This window comes from Lentzea sp. NPDC058450, from assembly GCF_042721395.1.
Taxonomy (GTDB): domain Bacteria; phylum Actinomycetota; class Actinomycetes; order Mycobacteriales; family Pseudonocardiaceae; genus Lentzea.
In genome coordinates this window covers 26,795-47,762 of the sequence record NZ_JBHXLO010000014.1, presented here as the reverse complement: position 1 = coordinate 47,762, position 20,968 = coordinate 26,795, and the positions used below count along the sequence as shown (strand labels likewise).

The 20,968-nt window shown below is 70.2% G+C and carries 21 protein-coding genes; 13 read left to right on the top strand and 8 right to left on the bottom strand.

Going from position 1 to position 20,968, the window contains the following annotated elements; translation table 11 throughout:
- The first annotated feature begins 43 nt into the window (after positions 1–43).
- Positions 44–1,177 carry a S1 family peptidase gene (locus tag ACFWNN_RS22275; RefSeq protein ID WP_382441832.1) on the top strand — a complete coding sequence of 378 codons (1,134 nt, stop codon included), beginning with the start codon at positions 44–46 and terminating at the stop codon, positions 1,175–1,177.
- A 49-nt stretch (positions 1,178–1,226) separates the two neighbouring features.
- On the opposite strand, the gene ACFWNN_RS22270 is transcribed toward ACFWNN_RS22275, so the two are convergent.
- Both ACFWNN_RS22270 and ACFWNN_RS22265 read right to left on the bottom strand, forming a co-directional pair.
- The gene (locus ACFWNN_RS22270) at positions 1,227–2,588 is read right to left on the bottom strand and encodes an alpha-amylase family protein (protein WP_382441831.1); all 1,362 of its coding nucleotides are present in this window, start codon (positions 2,586–2,588) and stop codon (positions 1,227–1,229) included.
- 89 nt (positions 2,589–2,677) lie between these two features.
- Complete coding sequence (locus ACFWNN_RS22265) at positions 2,678–4,105, bottom strand: MFS transporter (protein WP_382441830.1); 1,428 nt, start codon at positions 4,103–4,105, stop codon at positions 2,678–2,680.
- Between the two features lie 53 nt (positions 4,106–4,158).
- Between ACFWNN_RS22265 and ACFWNN_RS22260 the strand changes: the two genes are divergently transcribed.
- The 5 genes from ACFWNN_RS22260 (at position 4,159) to ACFWNN_RS22240 (ending at position 10,364) form a co-directional block, all read left to right on the top strand.
- A complete protein-coding gene (locus tag ACFWNN_RS22260) occupies positions 4,159–4,833 on the top strand; it encodes a TetR/AcrR family transcriptional regulator (RefSeq protein WP_382441829.1) in 675 nt (224 codons plus the stop codon).
- A 42-nt stretch (positions 4,834–4,875) separates the two neighbouring features.
- On the top strand, positions 4,876–6,312 hold the full coding sequence (locus tag ACFWNN_RS22255; protein ID WP_382441828.1) for a hypothetical protein: 1,437 nt from the start codon (positions 4,876–4,878) through the stop codon (positions 6,310–6,312).
- 266 nt (positions 6,313–6,578) lie between these two features.
- Complete coding sequence (locus ACFWNN_RS22250) at positions 6,579–6,896, top strand: ArsR/SmtB family transcription factor (RefSeq protein ID WP_382441827.1); 318 nt, start codon at positions 6,579–6,581, stop codon at positions 6,894–6,896.
- Positions 6,889–7,515 carry a cation diffusion facilitator family transporter gene (locus ACFWNN_RS22245; RefSeq protein WP_382441826.1) on the top strand — a complete coding sequence of 209 codons (627 nt, stop codon included), beginning with the start codon at positions 6,889–6,891 and terminating at the stop codon, positions 7,513–7,515. The genes ACFWNN_RS22250 and ACFWNN_RS22245 overlap by 8 nt, the downstream gene beginning before the upstream one ends.
- Positions 7,516–7,580: 65 nt before the next feature.
- Complete coding sequence (locus ACFWNN_RS22240) at positions 7,581–10,364, top strand: BTAD domain-containing putative transcriptional regulator (protein WP_382441825.1); 2,784 nt, start codon at positions 7,581–7,583, stop codon at positions 10,362–10,364.
- Here the strand turns inward: ACFWNN_RS22240 and ACFWNN_RS22235 are convergent.
- From ACFWNN_RS22235 to ACFWNN_RS22225, 3 genes are all read right to left on the bottom strand, one after another.
- On the bottom strand, positions 10,342–10,752 hold the full coding sequence (locus ACFWNN_RS22235; RefSeq protein ID WP_382441824.1) for a Calx-beta domain-containing protein: 411 nt from the start codon (positions 10,750–10,752) through the stop codon (positions 10,342–10,344). The two genes, ACFWNN_RS22240 and ACFWNN_RS22235, sit on opposite strands and share 23 nt — an antisense overlap.
- A gap of 61 nt (positions 10,753–10,813) precedes the next feature.
- On the bottom strand, positions 10,814–11,755 hold the full coding sequence (locus ACFWNN_RS22230; protein ID WP_382441823.1) for a hypothetical protein: 942 nt from the start codon (positions 11,753–11,755) through the stop codon (positions 10,814–10,816).
- 85 nt (positions 11,756–11,840) lie between these two features.
- Positions 11,841–12,749, bottom strand: coding sequence for a DUF6891 domain-containing protein (locus ACFWNN_RS22225; RefSeq protein ID WP_382441822.1), 909 nt, complete (start codon positions 12,747–12,749; stop codon positions 11,841–11,843).
- A 59-nt stretch (positions 12,750–12,808) separates the two neighbouring features.
- On the opposite strand from ACFWNN_RS22225, the gene ACFWNN_RS22220 reads away from it, so the two are divergent.
- The 3 genes from ACFWNN_RS22220 to ACFWNN_RS22210 are packed head-to-tail and all read left to right on the top strand — an operon-like array spanning position 12,809 to position 15,226.
- Positions 12,809–14,134, top strand: coding sequence for a TrkH family potassium uptake protein (locus ACFWNN_RS22220; protein WP_382441821.1), 1,326 nt, complete (start codon positions 12,809–12,811; stop codon positions 14,132–14,134).
- Positions 14,124–14,786 (top strand): potassium channel family protein, encoded by a 663-nt coding sequence (locus ACFWNN_RS22215; protein ID WP_382441820.1) that lies wholly within the window; start codon positions 14,124–14,126, stop codon positions 14,784–14,786. Before ACFWNN_RS22220 ends, ACFWNN_RS22215 begins: the two co-directional genes overlap by 11 nt.
- Positions 14,783–15,226 carry a YkvA family protein gene (locus ACFWNN_RS22210; RefSeq protein ID WP_382441819.1) on the top strand — a complete coding sequence of 148 codons (444 nt, stop codon included), beginning with the start codon at positions 14,783–14,785 and terminating at the stop codon, positions 15,224–15,226. The genes ACFWNN_RS22215 and ACFWNN_RS22210 overlap by 4 nt, the downstream gene beginning before the upstream one ends.
- A gap of 60 nt (positions 15,227–15,286) precedes the next feature.
- On the opposite strand, the gene ACFWNN_RS22205 is transcribed toward ACFWNN_RS22210, so the two are convergent.
- From ACFWNN_RS22205 to ACFWNN_RS22195, 3 genes are all read right to left on the bottom strand, one after another.
- Positions 15,287–15,718 (bottom strand): hypothetical protein, encoded by a 432-nt coding sequence (locus ACFWNN_RS22205; RefSeq protein WP_382441818.1) that lies wholly within the window; start codon positions 15,716–15,718, stop codon positions 15,287–15,289.
- 87 nt (positions 15,719–15,805) lie between these two features.
- Complete coding sequence (locus ACFWNN_RS22200; RefSeq protein ID WP_382441817.1) at positions 15,806–16,456, bottom strand: response regulator; 651 nt, start codon at positions 16,454–16,456, stop codon at positions 15,806–15,808.
- Positions 16,447–17,622, bottom strand: a complete 1,176-nt coding sequence (locus tag ACFWNN_RS22195; protein WP_382441816.1) for a sensor histidine kinase — start codon at positions 17,620–17,622, stop codon at positions 16,447–16,449. The genes ACFWNN_RS22200 and ACFWNN_RS22195 overlap by 10 nt, the downstream gene beginning before the upstream one ends.
- Before the next feature lie 204 nt (positions 17,623–17,826).
- On the opposite strand from ACFWNN_RS22195, the gene ACFWNN_RS22190 reads away from it, so the two are divergent.
- The 4 genes from ACFWNN_RS22190 to ACFWNN_RS22175 are packed head-to-tail and all read left to right on the top strand — an operon-like array spanning position 17,827 to position 20,865.
- Positions 17,827–18,729 (top strand): DMT family transporter, encoded by a 903-nt coding sequence (locus ACFWNN_RS22190; RefSeq protein ID WP_382441815.1) that lies wholly within the window; start codon positions 17,827–17,829, stop codon positions 18,727–18,729.
- Positions 18,726–19,361, top strand: coding sequence for a serine O-acetyltransferase EpsC (gene epsC, locus ACFWNN_RS22185; RefSeq protein ID WP_382441814.1), 636 nt, complete (start codon positions 18,726–18,728; stop codon positions 19,359–19,361). Before ACFWNN_RS22190 ends, epsC begins: the two co-directional genes overlap by 4 nt.
- A gap of 26 nt (positions 19,362–19,387) precedes the next feature.
- The gene (cysK, locus tag ACFWNN_RS22180) at positions 19,388–20,335 is read left to right on the top strand and encodes a cysteine synthase A (protein ID WP_382441813.1); all 948 of its coding nucleotides are present in this window, start codon (positions 19,388–19,390) and stop codon (positions 20,333–20,335) included.
- 35 nt (positions 20,336–20,370) lie between these two features.
- The gene (locus ACFWNN_RS22175) at positions 20,371–20,865 is read left to right on the top strand and encodes a cupin domain-containing protein (protein ID WP_382441812.1); all 495 of its coding nucleotides are present in this window, start codon (positions 20,371–20,373) and stop codon (positions 20,863–20,865) included.
- Positions 20,866–20,968 lie beyond the last annotated feature (103 nt).

Here is a 20,968-nt window from a genome sequence, read left to right as displayed (position 1 = left end):
GCAACGGGGCGGGTAGCGATCCCTGCCGGACAAGGAGAAGAGCATGCGCTTCACCATGCCCAGAATCGTGCCCGCGCTGGCACTCGTGCTGGTCGGGACCACCTTCACCACGCCTGCACAGGCGTCGGAGAAGGAAATGTCACCTGGCCTCCTCACCGCGATGAGCTCGGCGTTCGGGCTGACCGAGGCCCAGGCGCGGCTGCGTCTGGAGAAGGAACAGCGCGCGTCGCTCATCGCGCCGCGCGCCGAAAGCGAGGCCGGCACGTCGTACGCCGGCAGCTGGTTCGACGAGGCGAAGAACCGCCTGGTCGTGGCCGTGACCGACAAGGCCGCGGCCCGCAAGGTCGAGGCCACCGGCGCCGAGTCCGTCGTCGTCAGCCGCTCGTCCGGGTCGATGGTGGCCCAGAAGAACAAGCTCGACGCCCTGTCCGCGACCGGTGCGGTGCCGGCGGCGGTCGCGAGCTGGAAGCCCGACGCGCGCACCGGCACCGTCGTGATCAACGTCGAGGCCGGCAAGCAGACCGCCGAAGTCGCGTCGTTCCTGGACAAGGCACGTCAGCTCGGTTCGATCACGGTCAACACCGACGGCGTGCAGCAGCCGCAGACCTTCGCGGCGGGCACGGTCGGCGGCGACCCGTACTACACCGGCAACGTCCGCTGCTCCATCGGCTTCTCGGTGCACGGCGGCTACGTCACGGCGGGCCACTGCGGCGGTGGCGGCGCGGCCGTCTACGGCTGGGACCGGTCCTTCCAGGGCAACTTCGCCGGTTCGTCGTTCCCCGGCAACGACTACGCGTGGGTGCGCATCGGCGGCGGCTGGTGGACCGTGCCGGTCGTGCTCGGCTGGGGCCGGGTGCCGGACGCGCTGGTCCGCGGTTCGTGGGAGGCGCCGGTCGGCACCTCGGTCTGCCGTTCGGGTTCCACGACCCAGTGGCACTGCGGCGTGATCCAGGGCCGCAACGAGACCGTGAACTACGCGCAGGGCGCCGTCTACCAGATGGTCGGCACCTCGGTCTGCGCGCAGGGTGGCGACTCCGGTGGCTCGTTCATCACCGGTGACCAGGCGCAGGGCGTCACGTCCGGCGGCTACGGCAACTGCACCAGCGGCGGCCGCACGTGGTTCCAGCCGATCAACGAGATCCTCAACGTCTACGGCTTGAGGCTGCACACCGCCTAGAAAACTCCCGGCTGGCCACCGTGTCGCACGGTGGCCAGCCGGTGATCGCTCAGCGTGCGTTCACGTGCAGCGCGAGCGCCGTGCCCGCGCCGAGCGTGGTGGTGAAGCGGCCGTTGGCGTCGATCGTGACGCGCACGCACCCGCTCTCCTGGACGTTGCAGTAACTCCCGGCGGGCAGCGCGGTCTGGAACGTGCGGGTCACCGCGAACGTCTCGCGGTTGATCGCCACGAAGCCCTTGTTGCCGCGCCCGAACGCGATCAGGTCGAACCCGTTGTCCTGCCAGTTGTTCACGTCCGTGCCGGCGACGGTGTTGCGGAACTGCACCATGTTCGCGATCTGCGTCCACAGGTGCTGGCACTTCCAGCCGCTGAAGCACACGTTGTTGCCGGGCGGCCCGGCGTCCTTGTCGGTGAACTCGTAGCCCGAATACACCTGCGGCGCACCGTAGTTCCACGCCAGCATGAACACGTTCGCGAGCGTGTAGGTGGAACCGTCCTTGTACGTCAAGGTCGACCCGTTGCGCTCGGTGTCCCAGTTGTCGACGAACGGCCGTGCCTGGCCGGACGGCAGGAAGCCCCACGACTGCCCGAACGTCTTGAGGTAGGCCAGGTTCTCGTTCTGGAAGATCCGCTTGACGTCGTAGGCGTAGCGGAACTCGTCGACGTCACCGGAGCCCGTGTACTCGCCGGGCTGCACGGCCTCGCCCGCGCCGTAGATGACCTCGTGCACCCAGAAGATGCCGGGGTTGCTGAGCTTCCCCTTGATCGCGGCCATGTCGGCGGCCGGGATGTGCTTGGCCGCGTCGACGCGGAACCCGTCCACGCCCATCGAGATCAACCGGTTGAGGTACGCCGCGATGGTGTTGCGCACGTAGTCGCTGCCGGTGTCCAGATCGGACAGACTGACCAGCTCGCAGTTCTGGACGTTGTACCGGTCCTGGTAGTTGCTGATCGGCGTGCGGCACCCGTGGAAGTCCCAGTCGCTGTAGTAGCCGGGGTAGTTGTACTTCGAGTAGCCCGACCCGCCGGTGCCCGTGCCCGAGCCGGCGCTCATGTGGTTGATCACCGCGTCCGCGATGACCTTCACCCCCGCGTTGTGGCAGGTGGTCACCATGTTCCGGAAGGCGTTCTCGTCCCCGAGCCTGCCCGCGATCTTGTAGCTGACCGGCTGGTAGCTGGTCCACCACTGCGGGCCCTGGATGTGCTCGGTGGCGGGGGAGACCTCGACGTAGCCGTAGCCCTTGGGGCCGAGGACGTTCGTGCACTCCGAGGCGACCCGGGAGAACGGCCACTGGAACAGGGTGACGGTGACGTCCTTGGCGCCTGGTGGCGCCGCAAGACTTTGCACCGGTGTGGACAGTCCGGCGATCAACAGCACCGCTAGAAGGGTGCGCGAAACCGAGGAAACCACGTTGTCTCCTTGTGTGCAGGGTCCCCCGTTCGTAGCACTCCGGTGCATACCGGGCAAAGCGTTGCAAGAACTTTCCGGAGCAATTCGTCCTACTGCGCACGCCGCGCCCGGAAGTACGCCCAGACGACGAGTGCGGCGGCCATCGCGGTGAGGGCGAAGCCGCCGATCGTCACGGCGCTCTCGAACTGCCCGGTCTGCTCGGCACTCCAGCCCGGCTGCGCGATGCCACCGGCGAACAGCACCGCCAGCACCGTGCCGCTGACGGCGACACCGGCGGCCGAGGTCACCTGGGACGCGGTGTCGACCAGGGCGGCGCCGATCGAGGTCCGGTTCTCCGGCAGGCCTTTGAGGACGTTCACGCCCGCGACCGCGCCGACCACGCGGATGCCGATGGCGACGAGGACGAGTGCCGCGGCGACCGGCACGTAGTTCAGCCGGCCGAGCGTCGCGTAGACGGCCAAGCCCGCGACGACCGCGAGCGCGCCCAGCCAGACGGCGCGGTCGAGGCCCACCCGGCCGACGAAGCGGTTGACCACCGGACCGGCGGCGATCAGCACCGCGACCTGGGGCAGCATGCCGGCGGCGGCGAGTGCCGGGGACCAGCCCCAGTCGAGCTGGAGCTGGAGCGTGACGAGGTAGGTGAGGCCGGCCGCCGCCAGCCCGGTCGCGGCCTTGTAGGCGAGGCCGCTCGACACCAGCGGGTGCTTGACCAGCTTCAGGTCGAGCAACGGGTGGCTCGTCGTGCGCTGCCGCACCACGAACAGCACAGCGGTGAGGACGGTCAGGGCTGCGGTGGCCGTCGCGGCCCAGGTGTGGCCCTCGGCGAAGAGGGTGGGCACGACGAGGGCGAGGACGATGGTGGCCGTGCCGAGCGCGCCGCCCAGGTAGTCGGCGGGGTCGCGGTGCAGGTCGTCGTCGCGCTGGATGCCGCGGCCGATGCCGAGGAACGCCAGTGCGGCGATCGGGACGTTGATCAGCAGCAACGCCTGCCAGGGGGCGACGGCGAGCAGGAAGCCGCCGAGCGGCGGCCCGATCGCGAGGCCGACCAGGCCCACAGTCGAGATGAGGGTCATGGCGCGGACGCGCAGGTCGTCGGTCTGGAAGAGGCGGAACGCCAGGGCGATCGAGCCCGGCGTAGTCATGGCGGCAGCGATGCCCATGACGGACCGCACGGCGATGAGGCCCGCCACCGACGTGACGAACAGGGTCGCGAGGCTGGCGAGACCCAGCAGGACCAGGCCGACCAGCATCACGCGGCGGCGGCCGTAGCGGTCGGCGACGGCGCCGAATACGAGCATCAGGCCGCCGAACACGACGGCGTAGGAGTTCGAGACCCACTGCAGGGCCGTGGTCGAGGCGTGCAGCTCGCGGCCGATCGTGGGCAGCGCGACGTTCAGGATCGAGTTGTCGAGCATCTCGAACAGGAACACGGCGGACAGGCCGGCGAGGGCGATCCACGCCTCTCGCAGCGACCGCGGGGAGCGCAGTCCGAGCTGCGCGAGGTCGTAAGTAGTCACGAACACTGTTCTATTCACGAACACTGTTCGGGTCAACTGGTAGGGTGGCGGGTATGAGCAGGAACTCGTCCCGCGAGGAGTGGGCCGCGCAGATCGCCGCGCTGGACTCGGCCCCGGCGCGCAAGGAGCCGATCACGGTCGGCCGGATCGTCGGCACCGCGCTGGCGCTGGTGGAGGCCGAGGGGTTCGACGCGCTGACCATGCGCCGCGTCGCCGCCGCCCTGGGTACCGGACCGGCGTCGCTCTACGCCCACGTGCGCAACAAGGCCGACCTCGACGACCTGCTGATCGGCACGCTCAGCCGGGAGATCACGTTGCCTGCGCCGGATGCTGCGGGCTGGCGCTCGCAGGTGGTCGACGTGTGCGGTCAGTTGCGCGACCAGTTCCTGCGATATCCGGGGATCGCGCGGGCGGCGTTGAACGCGCCGCCCGCCAACCTCGACACGCTCCGCATGACCGAGGGGCTGCTCGCGTTGTTCGTGGCGGGAGGGGTCGAACCGCGGAAGGCGGCGTGGACGATCGACGCGGTGCTGCTGTATGTCAGCGCGTACACCTTCGAGTCGTCACTGCGCGGCTCGGTGGACCGGTCGGAGATGCTCGCGCGGCTGGAGATGTTGCCTGCCAGTCGATTCCCGTTGGTGACCGCGCACGCTTCGTCCCTGAACTCGGGGGAGGGGCACGAGCGGTTCGAGTTCGCGCTGCGGCTGATGCTCGACGGGCTCGGGTAGGGTTCCGATCATGACGAAGAGAATCGAGTTCTCCTCCGCCCGATGACGGAGCCGCGCGAGCAGCTGCTCGCCCTCCTGGTGCGGTACACCGGCGATCCGCGACGGCTGCACGACGAGATCGTCGCCCTCGACCCCGACGTGCGCGGCATCGAGACCACCGCTTTCGGCGGCCGGTTCGAACCCATGGCTCCGTTGCTGGACGCGGCCCGCTGGCTGATCTCCCGCGGCACCGACGACCGGCTCCGCCTCCTGGGCCTCAAGCTGCTGGACGGGGCTGCCGAACCCGGCGACGTTCAGGACATCGTCTCGCTCGCGCGGGCGCCGGCACTGTCGCGGTTCGCCGTCCGGGTGCTGCTGCGCGTCCCCGGTGCCGAACGGACCGCCATCCAGCTCGCGGAAGACGCCGGTGAGCGGCACCTCGTGATCCGCCCGTTGATCACCCACCCCGATCCGTGGATCGCGGACTGGGTGCGGGCCCACTGCGGTGACGGCAGCGTCGCTCGGCGCGTTGCCGAGGCGCACGACCTGCTGGCGTTGCTGGACCAGTTCGACGTGCCGGACCGGTTGTGGGACCAGGCGGGCAGGCTGCTCCACGGCATGTCCCGGACGCACGGCTACTCGGTGCTGCACGAGTACCCGGACGCGGTGGCGGCCTGCCGGCGCTGGGTCGCACTCGCCCACCTCCGGCCGCCCACTCCCGAACGTCTCGTCGCGCTGACCGCTTTCGCCGACGAGGTCGCGACCGGCTACGCCGCACTGGTCCTCGGCGACCAGCGCGTCGACCTGGTGGCGGCCATGAAGGAGGTCGCGTCGGCCTGGATCGAGGAGCTGGGTCCCGCGGACCCCTGGGCGGCCCTGCGGGTGGCGGCGCTCGACGTGCCGCCGTCCGGGTTCGCCGTGCGGGTCGTGACGTCGCCGCCGGGCCCCGTGAGCGCGGCCGAGGCCAGGGTGGTGATCGACGGAGTGCCGATCGCGGCGCGGGTGTTCGGCTGCTGGCGTGCCGACTCGCCCGAGCAGCTGATCCCGCGCCTGGCCGCCACGGCCGAGCCGCGCGAGATCGTGCTGGACGAGAACGACAACGAGGAGCTGCGGGTCACGATCGTGCGCGAAGGCGACGAGGTCGCGTGGCGCGACTGGAAGTGCCTGTTCGATCGGCGGCTGCCCGGCGACTTCCGGTTCGACGCGGCCGCTTACGACCGCGAGGTCGCTCGGGTGACGAACGACCACAGCTGGGAGTGGCCCGCTCGGACGGTGGCGCGGCTGGTGACCGAACGGCTGCGGGCCGATCCGTCGATCCTGGGCAGGTGGGAGTGCGGCGACGGCTTCTGCTGGTCGACCTTCGAGAGTCCGGACCTCGCCGAGTTCAGGTTCGCCGACGCGCACGGCAGGTATCGGCTGGGAATCGACGTGGCGGGGCGCGAACCGGAAGTGGTGGCGGACGAGGTGATCGCGGGGCTCGCCACCGACCCGAGAAAGTGAAGCGGCTGGTCAGCGGGCTGCGATCGGGTTCTCTTTGCAGTTTCGCTTAAGGGACTATCAAGCCTTTCCCAAATGAGATGCGGTGACCGTCGTACGGTCCCTAACCTCAACGCATGAGGCTTGTGCTCTGGATCACACTCGCTGGCGTGTGCGCGCTCAGCGGTGACCACGTGCTCGCAGCCGTACTGGGTGTGCTCCTGGTCGGCTGCGCGACGGACCGCGTCCGTCCGTAGGAATAGTTCAGCAAAGGCTGTACTGTTCGACGCATGCTGACCTGTGAGACTCGGGAGGCGGCACTGGCGAGGCTCGGCCGTGCGTTGGCCGACCCGACCCGGTGCCGCATCCTCATCGCCCTGCTCGACGGGCCCGGTTATCCCGCGAAGCTGGCCGAGGCGCTGGAGCTGACCAGGTCCAACGTGTCCAACCACCTGTCGTGTCTGCGGGGCTGCGGTCTCGTGGTCGCGACCTACCAGGGTCGTCAGGTCCGGTACGAGCTCGCTGATCCGCATCTGAAGGTGGCGATCAGCGCGCTCGTGGACGTCGTGCTGGCTGTGGAGCCCGGACCGGACTGCGCCGATGAGTGACGCCTGCTGTGCGCCCGCGCCGGTCAGCGAGCGGAAGCTCGCACTCCAGCGGCGGGTGCGGATGTTCGTGGCGGCCACGATCACCTACAACGTCGTCGAGGCGGTCATCGCGCTGGCGGCCGGCACGGTGGCGGGGTCGACGGCGCTGATCGGGTTCGGGCTCGACTCGGTGATCGAGGTGGCGTCGGCGACGGCGGTCGCGTGGCAGTTCGCCGGGCGGGATCCGGAGAAGCGGGAACGGACCGCGCTCAAGGTGATCGCCGTGTCGTTCTTCGCGCTCGCGGCGTATGTGGGCGTGGAGTCCATAACCGCACTGGTGCAGATGGAACGGGCCGAGCACTCGACGGTCGGGATCGTGCTGGCCGCGGTCTCGTTGCTGGTCATGCCGTGGTTGTCGTACGCGCAGCGGAAGGCCGGGCGGGAGCTGGGGTCGGCCAGTGCGGTGGCGGACTCCAAGCAGACGTTGTTGTGCACCTATCTGTCCGCGGTGCTGCTGGTCGGGCTGGTGGTGAACAGCCTGTTCGGGTGGTGGTGGGCGGACCCGTTGGCAGCGCTGGTGATCGCGGCCGTCGCGCTGAAAGAGGGGCGCGAGGCGTGGCGGGGGCACCACTGCTGCTGAATTGCCGGTTTCGTCCCACGTTCAGCGCTACGACCAGCGAAAGCCGCGGTCTAACGTAACGCGATGTGCGGCCAACTGACGGTGAGGTGCGGATTCTCGGGCCGGTGGAGGTGCGGGGCCCGCAGGGGACCGCGGTGCTCACCGGGGCGCGGCAGCGCAGCATCGTCGCGGTGCTCGCGCTCAACGCCGGGACGCCTGTTGCCATAAACCGCCTTGTGGACGTGTTGTGGGGAGACGATCCGCCGCGCACGGCCGTGCGGTCGTTGCACAGTCACGTCGCGCGGGTGCGGCAGGCGCTCGCGGACTGCGGGATGCCCGGCGCGCTCATGACCAAGCCCGGTGGGTACCAGCTCGACGCGAACGTGGACGCGGCGGCGTTCGACCGCACCAGGGATCTGAGCCTGTGGCGCGGCGAGCCGCTCGCGGGCACCGAGTTGTTCGGGTGGGGGCGCGCGGAGATCGATCGGTTGCGGGAGCAGCGGATCACGGCGCTGGAGACGTTCTGGGGCGAGCGGCTGGAGCAGCGCGACGCCATCGAGGAGCTCGAACGGCTGGTGGCCGGCCATCCCACCCGGGAACGGCTCGCCGGGCTGCTCATGCGGGCGTTGCACCACGACGGCAGGCACGCCGACGCGCTGGAGGTGTTCCGCCGGCTCAGACAGCGGCTCGCCGACGACCTCGGGGTCGATCCCGGACCCGAGCTGACGGCGCTGCACACCGCGATCCTGCGGCGCGATCCGTTGCTGCACAGCGCGAAACCCGCCCAGTTGCCCGCCCGTGCCGGCCACTTCACCGGACGCTCGGCCGAGTTCGAACAACTCGAGAACCTGCCACCCATCGTCGTGGTCTCCGGGATCGCCGGGGTGGGCAAGACCGCCTTCGCGGTCGAGTGGGCGCGGCGCGTCGCCGACCGGTTCCCCGACGGCCAGGTGTTCCTGGACCTGCAACGGCTCACGCCCGCCCAGGCGCTCACCGAGATGCTGCACAGCCTCGGCGTCCCCGCGGACCGGATGCCCGCCGACCCCGCGCCGCTGTACCGGACGTTGTTGCACGGCAAGAGAATCCTGATCCTGCTCGACGACGTCCGGCGCGCGCGCGACGTGCTGCCGCTCGTGCCGGGCGACCAGGGCAACCTGCTGCTGATCACGAGCCGCGACGCGCTGTCGGCACTGGGCACCCGGCACGCCGTCCACACCGTGAGCCTCGGCCTGCTCAGCCAGGAGGAGGCACGCGACCTGCTGACCGGAATCCTCGGTGAGGGCAGGACGAACGCCGAGGCCGCCGCCACCGCCGACCTCGCCGTCCACTGTGGACGGCTGCCGCTCGCGTTGCGCATCGCCGCCGCCAGACTGGCGATCCGGCCGGGCCGCAGGATCGCCGACCTCGTCCGGGAGCTCACCCGCAACGACCCGCTGGACGTGCTGTCGGTCGACGGCGACGACCGCACGGTCCGCACCGTGTTCGCCAGCGCCCACCGCACGCTGAGCCCGCAGGCCGCAGGCCTGTTCCGCGTCCTCGGCGAACACCCCGGCGCGAGCTTCCCCGCCGACCTCGCCGACGCCCTCGGGCCGGGCCTGGACGAGCTCGTCGCGTCCCACCTCGTCAGCGAGACGGGCAACGGCCGGTACGCGCTGCACGACCTCATCCGGTTGTTCGCCCGGCAGAGCGGCGACCTCGGAGACGGCGTGGCCCGCCTGCTCGACCGGTACCTGACGGTCGCCCACGCGGCCGGGCAGGTGCTCAACCCCCGGCACGACCTGGTGAGCCGGCAGCCCTCGGACGACCTGCCGTTCGGCGACGACCGGGCCGAGGTGCTCGCCTACCTGGACGCCGAGCGCGACAACCTCCTGCACGTCATCCGCCTGGCGGCCAGGGAGAACCTGCACCGCGAGACCTGGCAGCTCGCGTACCTGCTGACGAGCTACTTCGAGGCGCGCGGGAACTGGGCCGCCCGCGTCGAGCAGTGCGAGCACGCCGTCGACGCCGCCCGCGCGCTCGGCGACCAGCGCGCCGAGGCCGAGATGCTGCGCGGACAGGGGATCGCGCTCCAGATGACGTCCCGCATCGCCGAGGCCATGATCGTGCAGGGCCAGGCGCTCCAGCTGGCCAGGGAGGCAGGCGACCTGCGCGGGGAAGCCAGGCTGCACAACAACATCGGCAACGCCCACTCGGGGCTCCGCGCGTTCGGCGAGGCGGTGAAGTCCTACCAGGCTGCCATGGACGTGCACGGCGCCGCGGGCGACGAGGTGGGCGTGGCGCTCGCCCGCCGCAACCTCGGCTACACCTACGTCCGGATGGGCAGGCCGGACCAGGCCGCCGCTCCGCTGTTCAAAGCGCTGGACACGTTCCGCGCCAAGGAGAACAGGCGACTGGAGGCCGCCACGCTGATGACCCTCGGCGACGCCTTCCACCGGCTCGCCGACCTCGCCCCGGCGCTGCTCTACTTCGGCGACGCCCTGAAGATCAGCCGTGAGATCGCCGACCGCCGCTTCGAAGCGGACGCGTTGACCGGCCTCGGCGTCACCCAGCTGGCCCTGAAGGACCCCAAGGCTGCCAAGGAGAACCTCGCTGCCGCCCTTGAGGTCTGCCGCGACCTCGGCGACGGGCACCGCGAGGCCTCGACGTTGCGCGACCTGGCCGAGGCGGAACTGGCCCTGGACGAACGGGAAGCGGCCCGCGCGCACCTGACCGAGGCGCTCCAGGCGCGGACCCAGGCCCCGGACGAGTTCGAACAGGCCCTGGTCCACCGCACGTTCGCCGACCTGGACGGCCGGAACGGGCGGTGGACCGAGGCCGCGAGGCACTGGGCTCACGCGGTCAGGCTGTTCACCTCTTGCCGGCGATCGTGAACACGGCGACCCGCTTGCCGATCTGGCCCTGCTTCACCGACGTGATCTCCAGGGTGAACTTCTTCTCCTGGCCGGTCACCCGCAGCACCTTGTAGGGCACGCCGCCCTGGCTCTCGCCCGCCTTGATGGTGACCGTGCCGCGCGGTGCCGCGGAGTAGTCCTCACCCAGCTTCGCGGTGCCGTCGACGAACCGGTACCCGACCTCGACGTCCTGCTTGGCCGGACCGTTGCGCAGCTTCAGTGTCGCCGTGTACGAGTCCGCCGACTCGTGCACCGGCCCGTCGATCGCGTCGACGACGACCGGGCAGTCCGGCGGTTGGCAGTCCGCTGCTCCGTGCGCGGGCACGATCCCGAGCAGAAGCAGCAACAACACCATGATGGTCTTCATTGACAACCCTTTCGGTGGGTCCGTCTCCGAGTAACGGAGACGGACCCACCGGGGTTGATACTCAGTCCTTCTCGTTGATCAGGTACTGGGCGCCGCCGAGGTCCGCGCCCTGGGCGTCGAGCTGCCGCACGTGCAACTCCGCCGGGCCGGCCTCGCGGTCGGTCTCGAACGTCAGCGCGATCTCGGCGCGCTCCTCACCCTTGAGCACGATGCCGTCGAAGCGGGCCTTGGCGTCGGCCAGCTGGAACTGCGTCTCGCCGACCTGCTTCACGCCGGCGGCCCTGCCCCCGGCCTGCTTCCAGCGCGCGGTCAGCTCCTGGCCGAGGTCGAACGTCACCGTGCCCGCGAACGGCCGGGGCGCCTCGATCAGCAAGGCCTGCCGTGCGTCGCCGCGGTCCGGGTTGCCGATCGTGTACGGCACCTTGATCGGCTCGAACGGCCGCACCCGCACCGAGTCGACGTTGCGCCACGCGATGTTGTTGTTCCGCTGGGCGTTGAGCTGGGTGTTGGGGCCCTCGGCGAACGTCATCGGGTCGGCGTTCGACACCCACCGGGCGAGCAGGCAGAAGTGCGCGGGACCGGGCACGTTCGCGCCGGCCCAGGTGATCATCACGGTGGTGCCGGCCACCGGCACGCTCGCCCCGCTGACGCCGATGAAGGTCCAGCCGCCCGGCCACGCCGTGCCGCCACCGAGGTTGCTGCGGTACAGGTACAGGGCGCCGTCGATGTTGCCGATGCCGCCCGGCTTGCGTCTCAAGTTCACGAAGACGTAGTTGTTGACGCCCACGATCGGGTTCTGGGACACGGCGCACGGCACCGGCGTGTGGCACACCTTGATGTCCGGGCTGTAGTAGATGCTGCCGGTGCTGGGCTCGTTGCCGACGTCGCTCACGTTGTCGCGCACGAAGACGTCGCGCTGGAACGGCGTGGCGCTCACGGCCGGCGCGATGAGCGTCGCGAGCGCGAGCAGCCCCGCCAGCACCGTTGCCAGTTTGGCTTTCACCATGTCCTCCTCGGTTGTGGTCTGACGACCGAAGAAGTACCGGCGTGCTGTTGTGGCGAGGTTGTCGTGCTGTTGTCCCGTGCTGTCAGCCGACGAGCCGGCGGCGCCAGTCGAGCGTGACGGTGATCGTCCGGTTGGGGTCGCGGTCCCAGTCGGCGGTGAGGCCCACCGCGCGGACAGCGGCCACGACCTCGTCACCGATCGCCGTCGTCGTGTCGGCCGTGCCGTCGAAACCGCCGTAGAGCAACGTCAGCCCGTGGCCCGCCGCGGCGTGTTCGGTGCACTGGTTGTGGAAGTAGACGAACCCGCGCGCGCCCGGCGCGGCCTCGGCGCCGATCTCGTCCTGGCCGCACGTGCGGCAGCAGGTGAAGTTCTCGCGGGCGGTGATGCCGCTGCCGTCCAGCGCCGCGAACGCGCGGGTGATCCGTTCGGGGTCGGTCTCGCCCTGCCAGGCGCTCTGCTGCTCGACGCGTTCGACCCACAACCGGTCGGCGAGCGCCCGCGCCTGCTCGGGGGAGACGGGCCTGCGGTCGCCGTCGACCAGGTACTCCTCGGCGAGCTCCGCGAGCTTGACGCGGGAGGTGTAGCCGCCGGCCAGTTCGGCGCGGACGCGGTCTTCGAGCTGCCGGAGCTCGTCGTCGGCGAGGTCGAGCGGCGGGACCTCGGGGGCGGCGGGCAGGTCCAGCGGTTCCCAGGCCAGCGCGCCGTCCCAGCCCGCGTCGTCGTTCGCCCAGCCGGTGAGAACCGTGATCACCGCGTTCAGGTCCGGGGTCGACGTCTCGAACTGCCGGTCGCCGGCGCGGTGCTCGACGCTGTACGGGCCGCCGTTCTCGTGCCAGATCTGGGCGAACACGTTCGGCCGGTCGGGCACGCGCTGGAGGACCAGGAACCGGTCGTCCTCTCCGCCGACGCGCCGCACCAGGTCTGCCAGTTGTTCGGCGGACGGGCGGACGTGCCGCTCCCAGTTCTCGGTCTCCACCACGATCTGCAGCATGGCCGCGACTCTAACCCGGCCGTCCGACATGTCCGGGATGGACGATCTAGGCTGTCGCGGTGATCACCGGGTGGCGGCACCCCGCCCGCCTCGTCGTCCTCGCCTTCCTGGCCGCCACCGCGGTCGGAACGGCGCTGCTGATGCTGCCGATCTCCGCCGAGACGCGGCAGATGACCGGGTTCATGACAGCGCTGTTCACCGCCGTCTCCGGGGTCTCCGGCACGGGCCTCGCGGTGGTCGACACCGGGTCGCACTGGTCGGGGTTCGGCGAGGTCGTGCTGCTGGTGCTGTGGCAGGTCGGCGGCTTCGGCATCATGACGCTCGCGTCGCTGCTGGCGTTGCTGGTCTCGCACCGGCTCGGCCTGCACATGCAGCTCACCGCCAAGGCCGAGACCAACACGCTGAACCTCGGCCAGGTCCGCCGGGTCGTCACCGGCGTGGTGGTGATCAGCCTGGTCGTCGAGGCGATCGGCGCGGTGCTGCTCGCGCTGCGTTTCTGGCTCGGCTACGGCGAGTCGTTCGGCCGGGCGCTGTACTCGGGCGTGTTCCACTCGATCTCGGCGTTCAACAGCGTCGGCCTCGCGCTCTACCCGGACAGCTTCATGAGGTACGCGACCGACCCGTGGGTGTGCTTCCCGATCATGGCGCTGTCGGTGACCGGCGGGCTGGGGTTCCCGGTGCTGTTCGAGTTCCTGCGCCGCCACCGCAAGCGGTGGTCGTTGCACACCAAGATCACCGTGCCGGTCTACCTGGGGCTCATGGCGTTCGGCACGCTGACCGTGCTGGTCGTCGAGTGGGGGCGCGCGGGCACGCTCGGGCCGTACGGCTTCTGGGAGAAGCTGCTGATCGGGCTGTTCCACGGTGTCATGCCCGGCACGGCGGGGTTCAACACCGTCGACGTGGCCCAGCTGCAGCCCGCCACGATGCTCGTCAACGACATCGCGATGTTCATCGGCGGCGGCAGCGCGAGCACCACCGGCGGCATCAAGGTGACGACGTTCGCGCTGCTGGCGTTCGTGCTGCTCGCCGAGGTCCGGGCCGAGCCGACCGTGCACGTCATGGGCCGCCGGATCAGCTCGGAGGTGCAGCGCCAGGCCGTCACGGTCGCGCTGCTCGGCGTCGGCGTGGTGATGGCCGGGACCATGATCATGCTCGCGACCAGCACGTTCAGCCTCGACGACGTGCTCTACGAGACCACGGCGGCGTTCGGCGGCGTCGGCATGTCCGCCGGGATCACCCCGCAGCTGAACGTCACGGGGCAGCTGGTCATCATCGTGCTGATGTTCATCGGCAGGGTCGGGCCGATCACCCTGGTGTCGGCCCTGGCGCTGCGGGAACGCCGGCGGCGCTACGAACTACCCGAGGAGCGACCCATTGTCGGATAGGCAGTCATCCCGCGTCGTCGTGCTCGGACTGGGCCGCTTCGGCAGCTCGCTCGCGCTCGAACTGGTCGCGCAGGGCGTCGAGGTCATGGCGATCGACTCGGACCCGAAGCTCGTGCAGCGGCACGCCGACGACGTCACGCACGCCGTCGTCGCCGACACCACCGACGCCGAGGTCATGCGCCAGCTCGGCGTGGACGAGTTCCAGCGGGCGGTCGTCGGCATCGGCACCGACCTGGAGGCGTCGATCCTGACGACCGCGGTGCTGGTCGACTTCGAGATCCCCAACATCTGGGCCAAGGCGATCAGCCGCGAGCACGGCCGCATCCTGGAACGCATCGGCGCCCATCACGTCGTGCTGCCCGAGCACGAGATGGGCGAACGGGTCGCGCACGTCGTCACCGGCAAGATGCTCGACTACATCGAGTTCGAGGACGACTACGCGATGATCAAGGCGCGGCCGCCGCAGGAGGCGATCGGGCAGCCGTTGGGGCAGAGCAGGTTGCGCTCGAAGTACGGCGTGACGGTGGTCGGGGTGAAGCGGCCGGGGGAGGGGTTCACCTACGCCACCGCGGAGACCGTGGTGAACGCCGGGGACGTGCTGATCGTCGCGGGGAAGATCACCGACGTGGAGCGGCTCGCGGACAAGACGTGACCGGGTCGTTCTGGTGGGACCTGCTGATCGGCGCCGGCATCGCCCTGGTCGTCACCTGGCTGGTCCTGCTGATCGGCCTCGTGGTCGTGCGGCCGCGCGGTGGGCTGTTGCGCGAGGCGGTGCGGTTGCTGCCCGACGTGTTGCGGCTCGTACGCCGGCTTGCCGGGGACAGGACGCTGCCGCACGGGGTGCGCGTCCGGCTGTGGTTGCTGATGGTCTACCTGGCGTTGCCGATCGACCTCATCCCGGACTTCATCCCCGTGCTCGGGTACGCCGACGACGCGATCATCGTGACCGCCGTGCTGCGGGGCGTTGTCCGGCGTGCGGGGATTGCCGCGGTTCGTGCTCATTGGCCTGGGACGGATGACGGGTTTGCCGCCGTCGCCCGCCTCGCCGGGTTGCGGCCGGAAGGTCCGCCGGAGGGCACGACAACGCCCTGATGACCACCAGCACACCAGGAGCAGTGGGGCCCGTGTTCTCTCGGCACGGGCCCCTTCGCACTACCTGGCCAGGCGGTACTGCCAGCCCAGGCCTGAGGTCGAGCAGTCCGAGGTGCGCTGCGACGCCGTGTAGGTCCAGCCGCTCGGCAGCGTGCACGCCCACAGGCCGACCGCCGGAGTCTTCAGCCGGTATCTCGGGCTCAGACCCGAGGTGCTGCAGTCGGACGAGCGGTCGACGAGGTCGTAGGTGAAGCCGGACGGCAGCGTGCACGCGATCAGGTTGTTCGCGGGCTGACGCACGTAGTAGTAGGGCATGAAGCCCGTGCCGCAGGTGTTCACCCTCCGCTCCACCTTGCTGTAGGTGTGGCCGCTCGGGACGGTGCAGGCCCAGCCGTCGAACGCCGAGGCGGGGGCGGCGACGGCGGTCATCGCACCCGCGGTGAACACGCCCGCCAGCACGACGGCGCGCAGGCGGGTGAACAGCTTGGACATCTTGGCTCCTTCTGGGGACTTCGGCGGCTCTGGAACGATCATGCTGTCCGCCGGAGGCCCGCGCCTCAGACCAAAGTCGGAGCCTCCTCAGCCCAGTTCCGCGTCGTGCACGCAGCGGGCGACCTGCACCCGGTTGGTCGCGCCGAACTTCACGAACACGTTGCCCACGTGGGTCTTCACGGTCGCGATGCCCATGTGCAGCGCCTTGGCGATCTCCTGGTTGGTGCGGCCGTCGCTGATCAACACGGCGACGTCGCGTTCGCGGGCGGTGAGGCTCGCGAGGAGTGCGCGGGCCGTGAGCCGCCGGTCGTTCGGGCGGACGGCGGCGGCGATCACCTGGGTCGTGACGCTGGGGGACAACGCCGGTTCGCCCGCCGCCACCCGCCGGATCGCCGTGATCACGTCCGCCGGCGGGGTGTCCTTCAGCAGGTAGCCGTTGGCGCCGGCTCTCAGCGCCGCCAGCACGAGTTCGTCGGTGTCGAACGTCGTGAGGATCAGGATGCGGGCCGGTGTTCCTCTCTCGCGCAGCCTCGTCGTCGCGCGCACGCCGTCCATGCGTGGCATCCGGATGTCCATCAGCACGACGTCGGGCACGGTGCTGTTCGTGACGTTCAGGGCTTCCTGTCCGTCACCGGCCTCTCCTACTACGAGCACGTCGTTCGCGCCGCCCAGCACCGTTCTCAGGCCGGCGCGGACCTGGGCGTCGTCGTCGACCACGAGAACCCTGATCACTGCCACGGCAACTCCGCCCTGACCTCGAACACGTTGTTGTCGGCGGAGGTCGTGAGCACTCCGCCGACGAGCACGGCCCGTTCTTCGAGGCCCCGCAACCCCACCCCGGCCGACGGCAGGGCGGGACTCGGGGCCGTGATCCGGTTGCGGACGCTCAGATCGAGGCTCACGCCCCCGGACAGCCGGACCTCGACCACCGCGCCCGGAGCGTGCTTGCGGGCGTTGGTCAGCGACTCCTGCACTATGCGGAATGCCGTGCGCGACAACGACTCGGGGACGTCCGCGAGCGCACAGCCCAGGTCACGCGTGTCGAGCGAGACCTTGCCGCCGGCCTCGTGCACGTCCGCCAGCAACGCGCTCAGTTCCGCGAGCGTGGGCGGTGACGGTTCGTCGGCCCGCAGCACGCCGAGCACCTCCCGCAGTTCGGCCAGCGCCAGCCGCGCGTTGCCGTGGATGATCGACGCCGTCTCCGCCGCGTGCTCGCGGGTCAGGTCGTCGCGGTAGGTCAACGCCCCGGCGTGCAACGCCACCAACGAGATCCGGTGCGTCAGCACGTCGTGCATCTCGCGGGCGATGCGGGTCCGTTCGGCCGTGCGGGCGGCGAGCGCCTGTTCCCGTTCGGAGGCCAACGCCCGTTGGTGCATCGCCTCCGCGAGATCGCGGCGCATGCCGACGTAGTACCCGGCGGCGACCGCGGCGACGAACAACGCGGACCCGAGCAGCAGGTTGATCGCGACGGCCGAGGGCGTGACGCGCAACCCGACGGCGTACGGCGCGTACACGACCGTGCCGAGGAACAACGACACGAACCACACCGAACCGGTCGCGGCGACCCAGGACCACCGCCGACGCGTGGCCATCGCCGCCATCGCGATCAACGTCGCGCCGAAGCTCGACACCGAGACCCCGATCGGCGCCGCCGTCAGGCAGGCGACGGCGAGGGGAGCCCGGTGACGGGCCGCCAGCAGGCCGACCACGCCGATCCCGACCACGAGATCGATCGTCAGCGTGGTGGTCACGACGTCGGCCGGATGCGCGCCTGTGAGCGCCCACGCGGCCATCGCGCCCCACACGAGCAGGCCGCCGGCGGCGGCGATGAGATCGGTGCCGATGCGGTGCCAGCGACGGAAAGTAGCGGACAAAAGGGAGAAGGAGTCACGGAACACCGGCACGGTCGGCAGCTTACGGATCAGACGGGCGCCGCGGTTCCGACCTTTGGTGGAGGCGGGAAACCGCATGTGGGTCCGTCGTCCCCGCGCGAACTGGAGCCATCGGCCGTGCGTGCGGGCAACCGTGTCCCGGGCTCCACCACGCCACTAGCCCGCTCTGCTGAAGTATCCAAACGACTACTGACAGATGATCCGAATCGAGAAGCAATGGACAAGGCATCCGTCGCGCGTTTCCTGCTGCTGGCGCTGCTCTGGGGAAGCAGCTTCACCTTCATCAAGGTGTCCCTCGAAGGCCTGACACCGGGACAACTCGTGCTCAGCAGACTCATCCTCGGCGCGGCGGTGCTGCTCTCGATCGCGGCGCTGCGCAAGGTCGCGCTGCCCAGATCCGTCCAGATCTGGGGCCACATCGCGGCCGCCGGCCTGTTCGGCAACGTCATCCCGTTCCTCCTGCTGTCCTACGGCGAGAAGACGACCGGCGCGGGCATCGCGGGCGTGCTGATCGGCGCGACCCCGCTGCTCACGCTGGGACTCGCCACGGCCGCGCTGCCGTCCGAACGGGCCACCTCGCGCAAGGCGGTCGGGCTCGCGCTCGGGTTCGTCGGCGTGGTGCTGCTGATCGGGCCGTGGCACGAGTCGCTCGGCTCGCTCAGCGGGCGGATGGCGTGCTTCGGCGCGGCCATCAGCTACGCGATCGGGTTCGTGTACGTCCGCAAGTACCTGTCGCCGCTGGGGCTGGCGCCGCTCGCGCTGGCCGCGTCGCAGCTCGTGTCCGCGGCGGTGCTGCAGGCGGTCGTCACGCCGTTCCTCGACTGGCGCACGCCGGACTTCACCGGGCCGGTGACGTTCAGCATCGTGCTGCTCGGCTTGCTCAGCACCGGCCTGGCCTACGTGCTGTACTTCCGCCTCATCGGCGACGTCGGAGCGACCACGGCGTCCGCGGTCAACTACGTGGTGCCGGTGTTCGCGGTGCTCGTCAGCGTGGTGTTCCTGGGTGAGCACATCACCTGGAACCTCATCGCCGGTGGCCTCGTGGTGCTGGTGGGCGTGGCGTACGCGGAGAACCGGCTGGGGCAGCTGCGCAAGGAGAACGCGGGAGCGGTCCGGTGAACCCGGCGGCGGTGCGCCGGACGATCCACGCCGACCTGGACATGGTCATGGACCGCGATCCGTCGATCCTCTCCCGCAGCGAGGCACTGCTGCACCCGACGATCATCGCGATCTGGGGGCACCGGATCTCGCATCGCCTGCACCTGAGCGGGCACCGGCGTTCCGCCCGGCTGGTCATGGTGCTCGCCCGGTTGCTGACCGGGGGCATCGAGATCCACCCCGGCGCGACGATCGGGCGGGGGTTCTTCATCGACCACGGCGCGGGCGTCGTGATCGGCGAGACCGTCGTCATCGGCGACGACGTCACGATCTTCCACCAGGTCACCCTCGGCGCCGTCGGGTGGTGGCACGACAACCAGCGGCCCGAGGGGTCGCGCCGGCATCCCAAGCTGGGCGACCGGGTGGTGGTCGGGGCCAACGCGACCCTGCTCGGCCCGATCACCGTCGGCCACGACTCCGTGGTGGGCGCCCAGGCCCTCGTCATCCGCGACGTCCCCGCCGACTCGCGGGTGCTGGCCCCGTTCTCCGTGCCCGCGCTCAAGTCGACGCGCGGCGTGGTGAAGGCGGCCAGGGTGCGTCACCCCGTCGCCACCACACCGAGGCACAAGGGAGCCGTGTTCCCGACCTGGTGACATCCAACTGAATCGGAGACCCTGCGATGACCCGGCAGCTCACCGGACGACCTCTCGCCCACTCACTCGTAGACCTCATCGGCGGTACCCCGATCGTCCGGCTCGACCTCGGCGTCACCACGGCGCGGTTGCACGCCAAGCTGGAGATGGCGAACCCCCTGTCGAGCGTGAAGGACCGCGCCGCCCTCTACATGATCAACGGTGCGGAGGAACGCGGCCAGCTCACCAGGGGGTCGGGCACGATCGTCGAGGCCACCTCCGGCAACACCGGCATCTCCCTGGCCTCGATCGCCGCCGCCCGCGGCTACAAATGCGTGATCGTGCTGCCGGACAGCGCGACCAGCGAACGCATCCAGCTGCTGCGGGCGTTCGGCGCGGAGATCGTGCTGACCCCGTACCAGGAGGGCTACGTCGCGGCGATCGCCAAGGCCGAGGAGATCTCCCGCGAACGGCCGGGCTCGTGGTTCGCCTGCCAGCACGAGAACCCCGACAACGTGGCCGCGCACTACGCCACCACCGGCCCGGAGATCTGGAACGACACCGACGGCGAGATCGACGTCTTCGTCTGCGGCGTCGGCACCGGCGGCACGCTCAGCGGCACCGCGAAGTACCTGAAGGAACGCAACCCCGCGATCCGCGTCGTGGCGGTGGAACCCGAGGGCTCGCCGGTGCTCAGCCAGGGCTGGGGCGGCCTGCACCGCATCCCCGGCCTCAACGGCGGGTTCGTCGCGCCGACCACCGACGTCGACCTGATCGACGAGGTGCTGACGGTGTCGAACGACGACGCCTACGCCACCGCCCGCGAACTGGCCCGCACGGCCGGGCTGCTCGTCGGTGTCTCGTCCGGAGCGGCCGCGCACGCCTCCCGTGTGCTCGCCGGACGGCCCGAGTACGCCGGCAAGAACATCGTGACCGTCTTCCCGGACACCGGGGAGCGGTACCTCTCATGGTTCACCCAGGAAGACAACGCGTAGCACCGAAAGCACGCCACCAACCAGGAGTGACTGACATGACGCAAGTAGCCAACATCCTGCTGCCCGGCGAAGGCGAGTCGGTGCAGATCGGCACGACCACCCACACCACCTTCAAGGCGCGCGGCAGCGAGACGGACGGGCGCCTCGGCCTGTACGAGCACCGGATGGCCCCCGGCGCCCCCGGCGCCTCGCCGCACGTGCACAACGAGCAGCTCGAAGCGTTCTACGTGCTGCACGGCATGGTGGAGCTGCACCTCGACGGCAAGTCGTTCGCCGCTCCTCCCGGCACCTACGTCAACGTGCCGATGGGGATGTCGCACGGGTTCCACAACCCGTACAAGGACCAGGCGACCATGCTCATCATCTTCACCCCCGCGCTCAACCGCGAGGAGTACTTCCGCGGCCTCGCCGAGATGTACGCGGACGGCAACAAGCCCAACGAGGACGAGCTGCTGGCGTTGATGGCCAAGTACGACCAGTTCGAGGTCACGATGAACGGCTACGACGTCCCCAACTGGGGCCGGCACTAAAAGGTGGTCGCGGGCCGTCCACTGTGGACATCCGGTGGACGGCCCGTGACGAAATGAGACGGCAAACGGCCGCAGAGGCGCGCGGATTCGCTGCGAGCAAGCA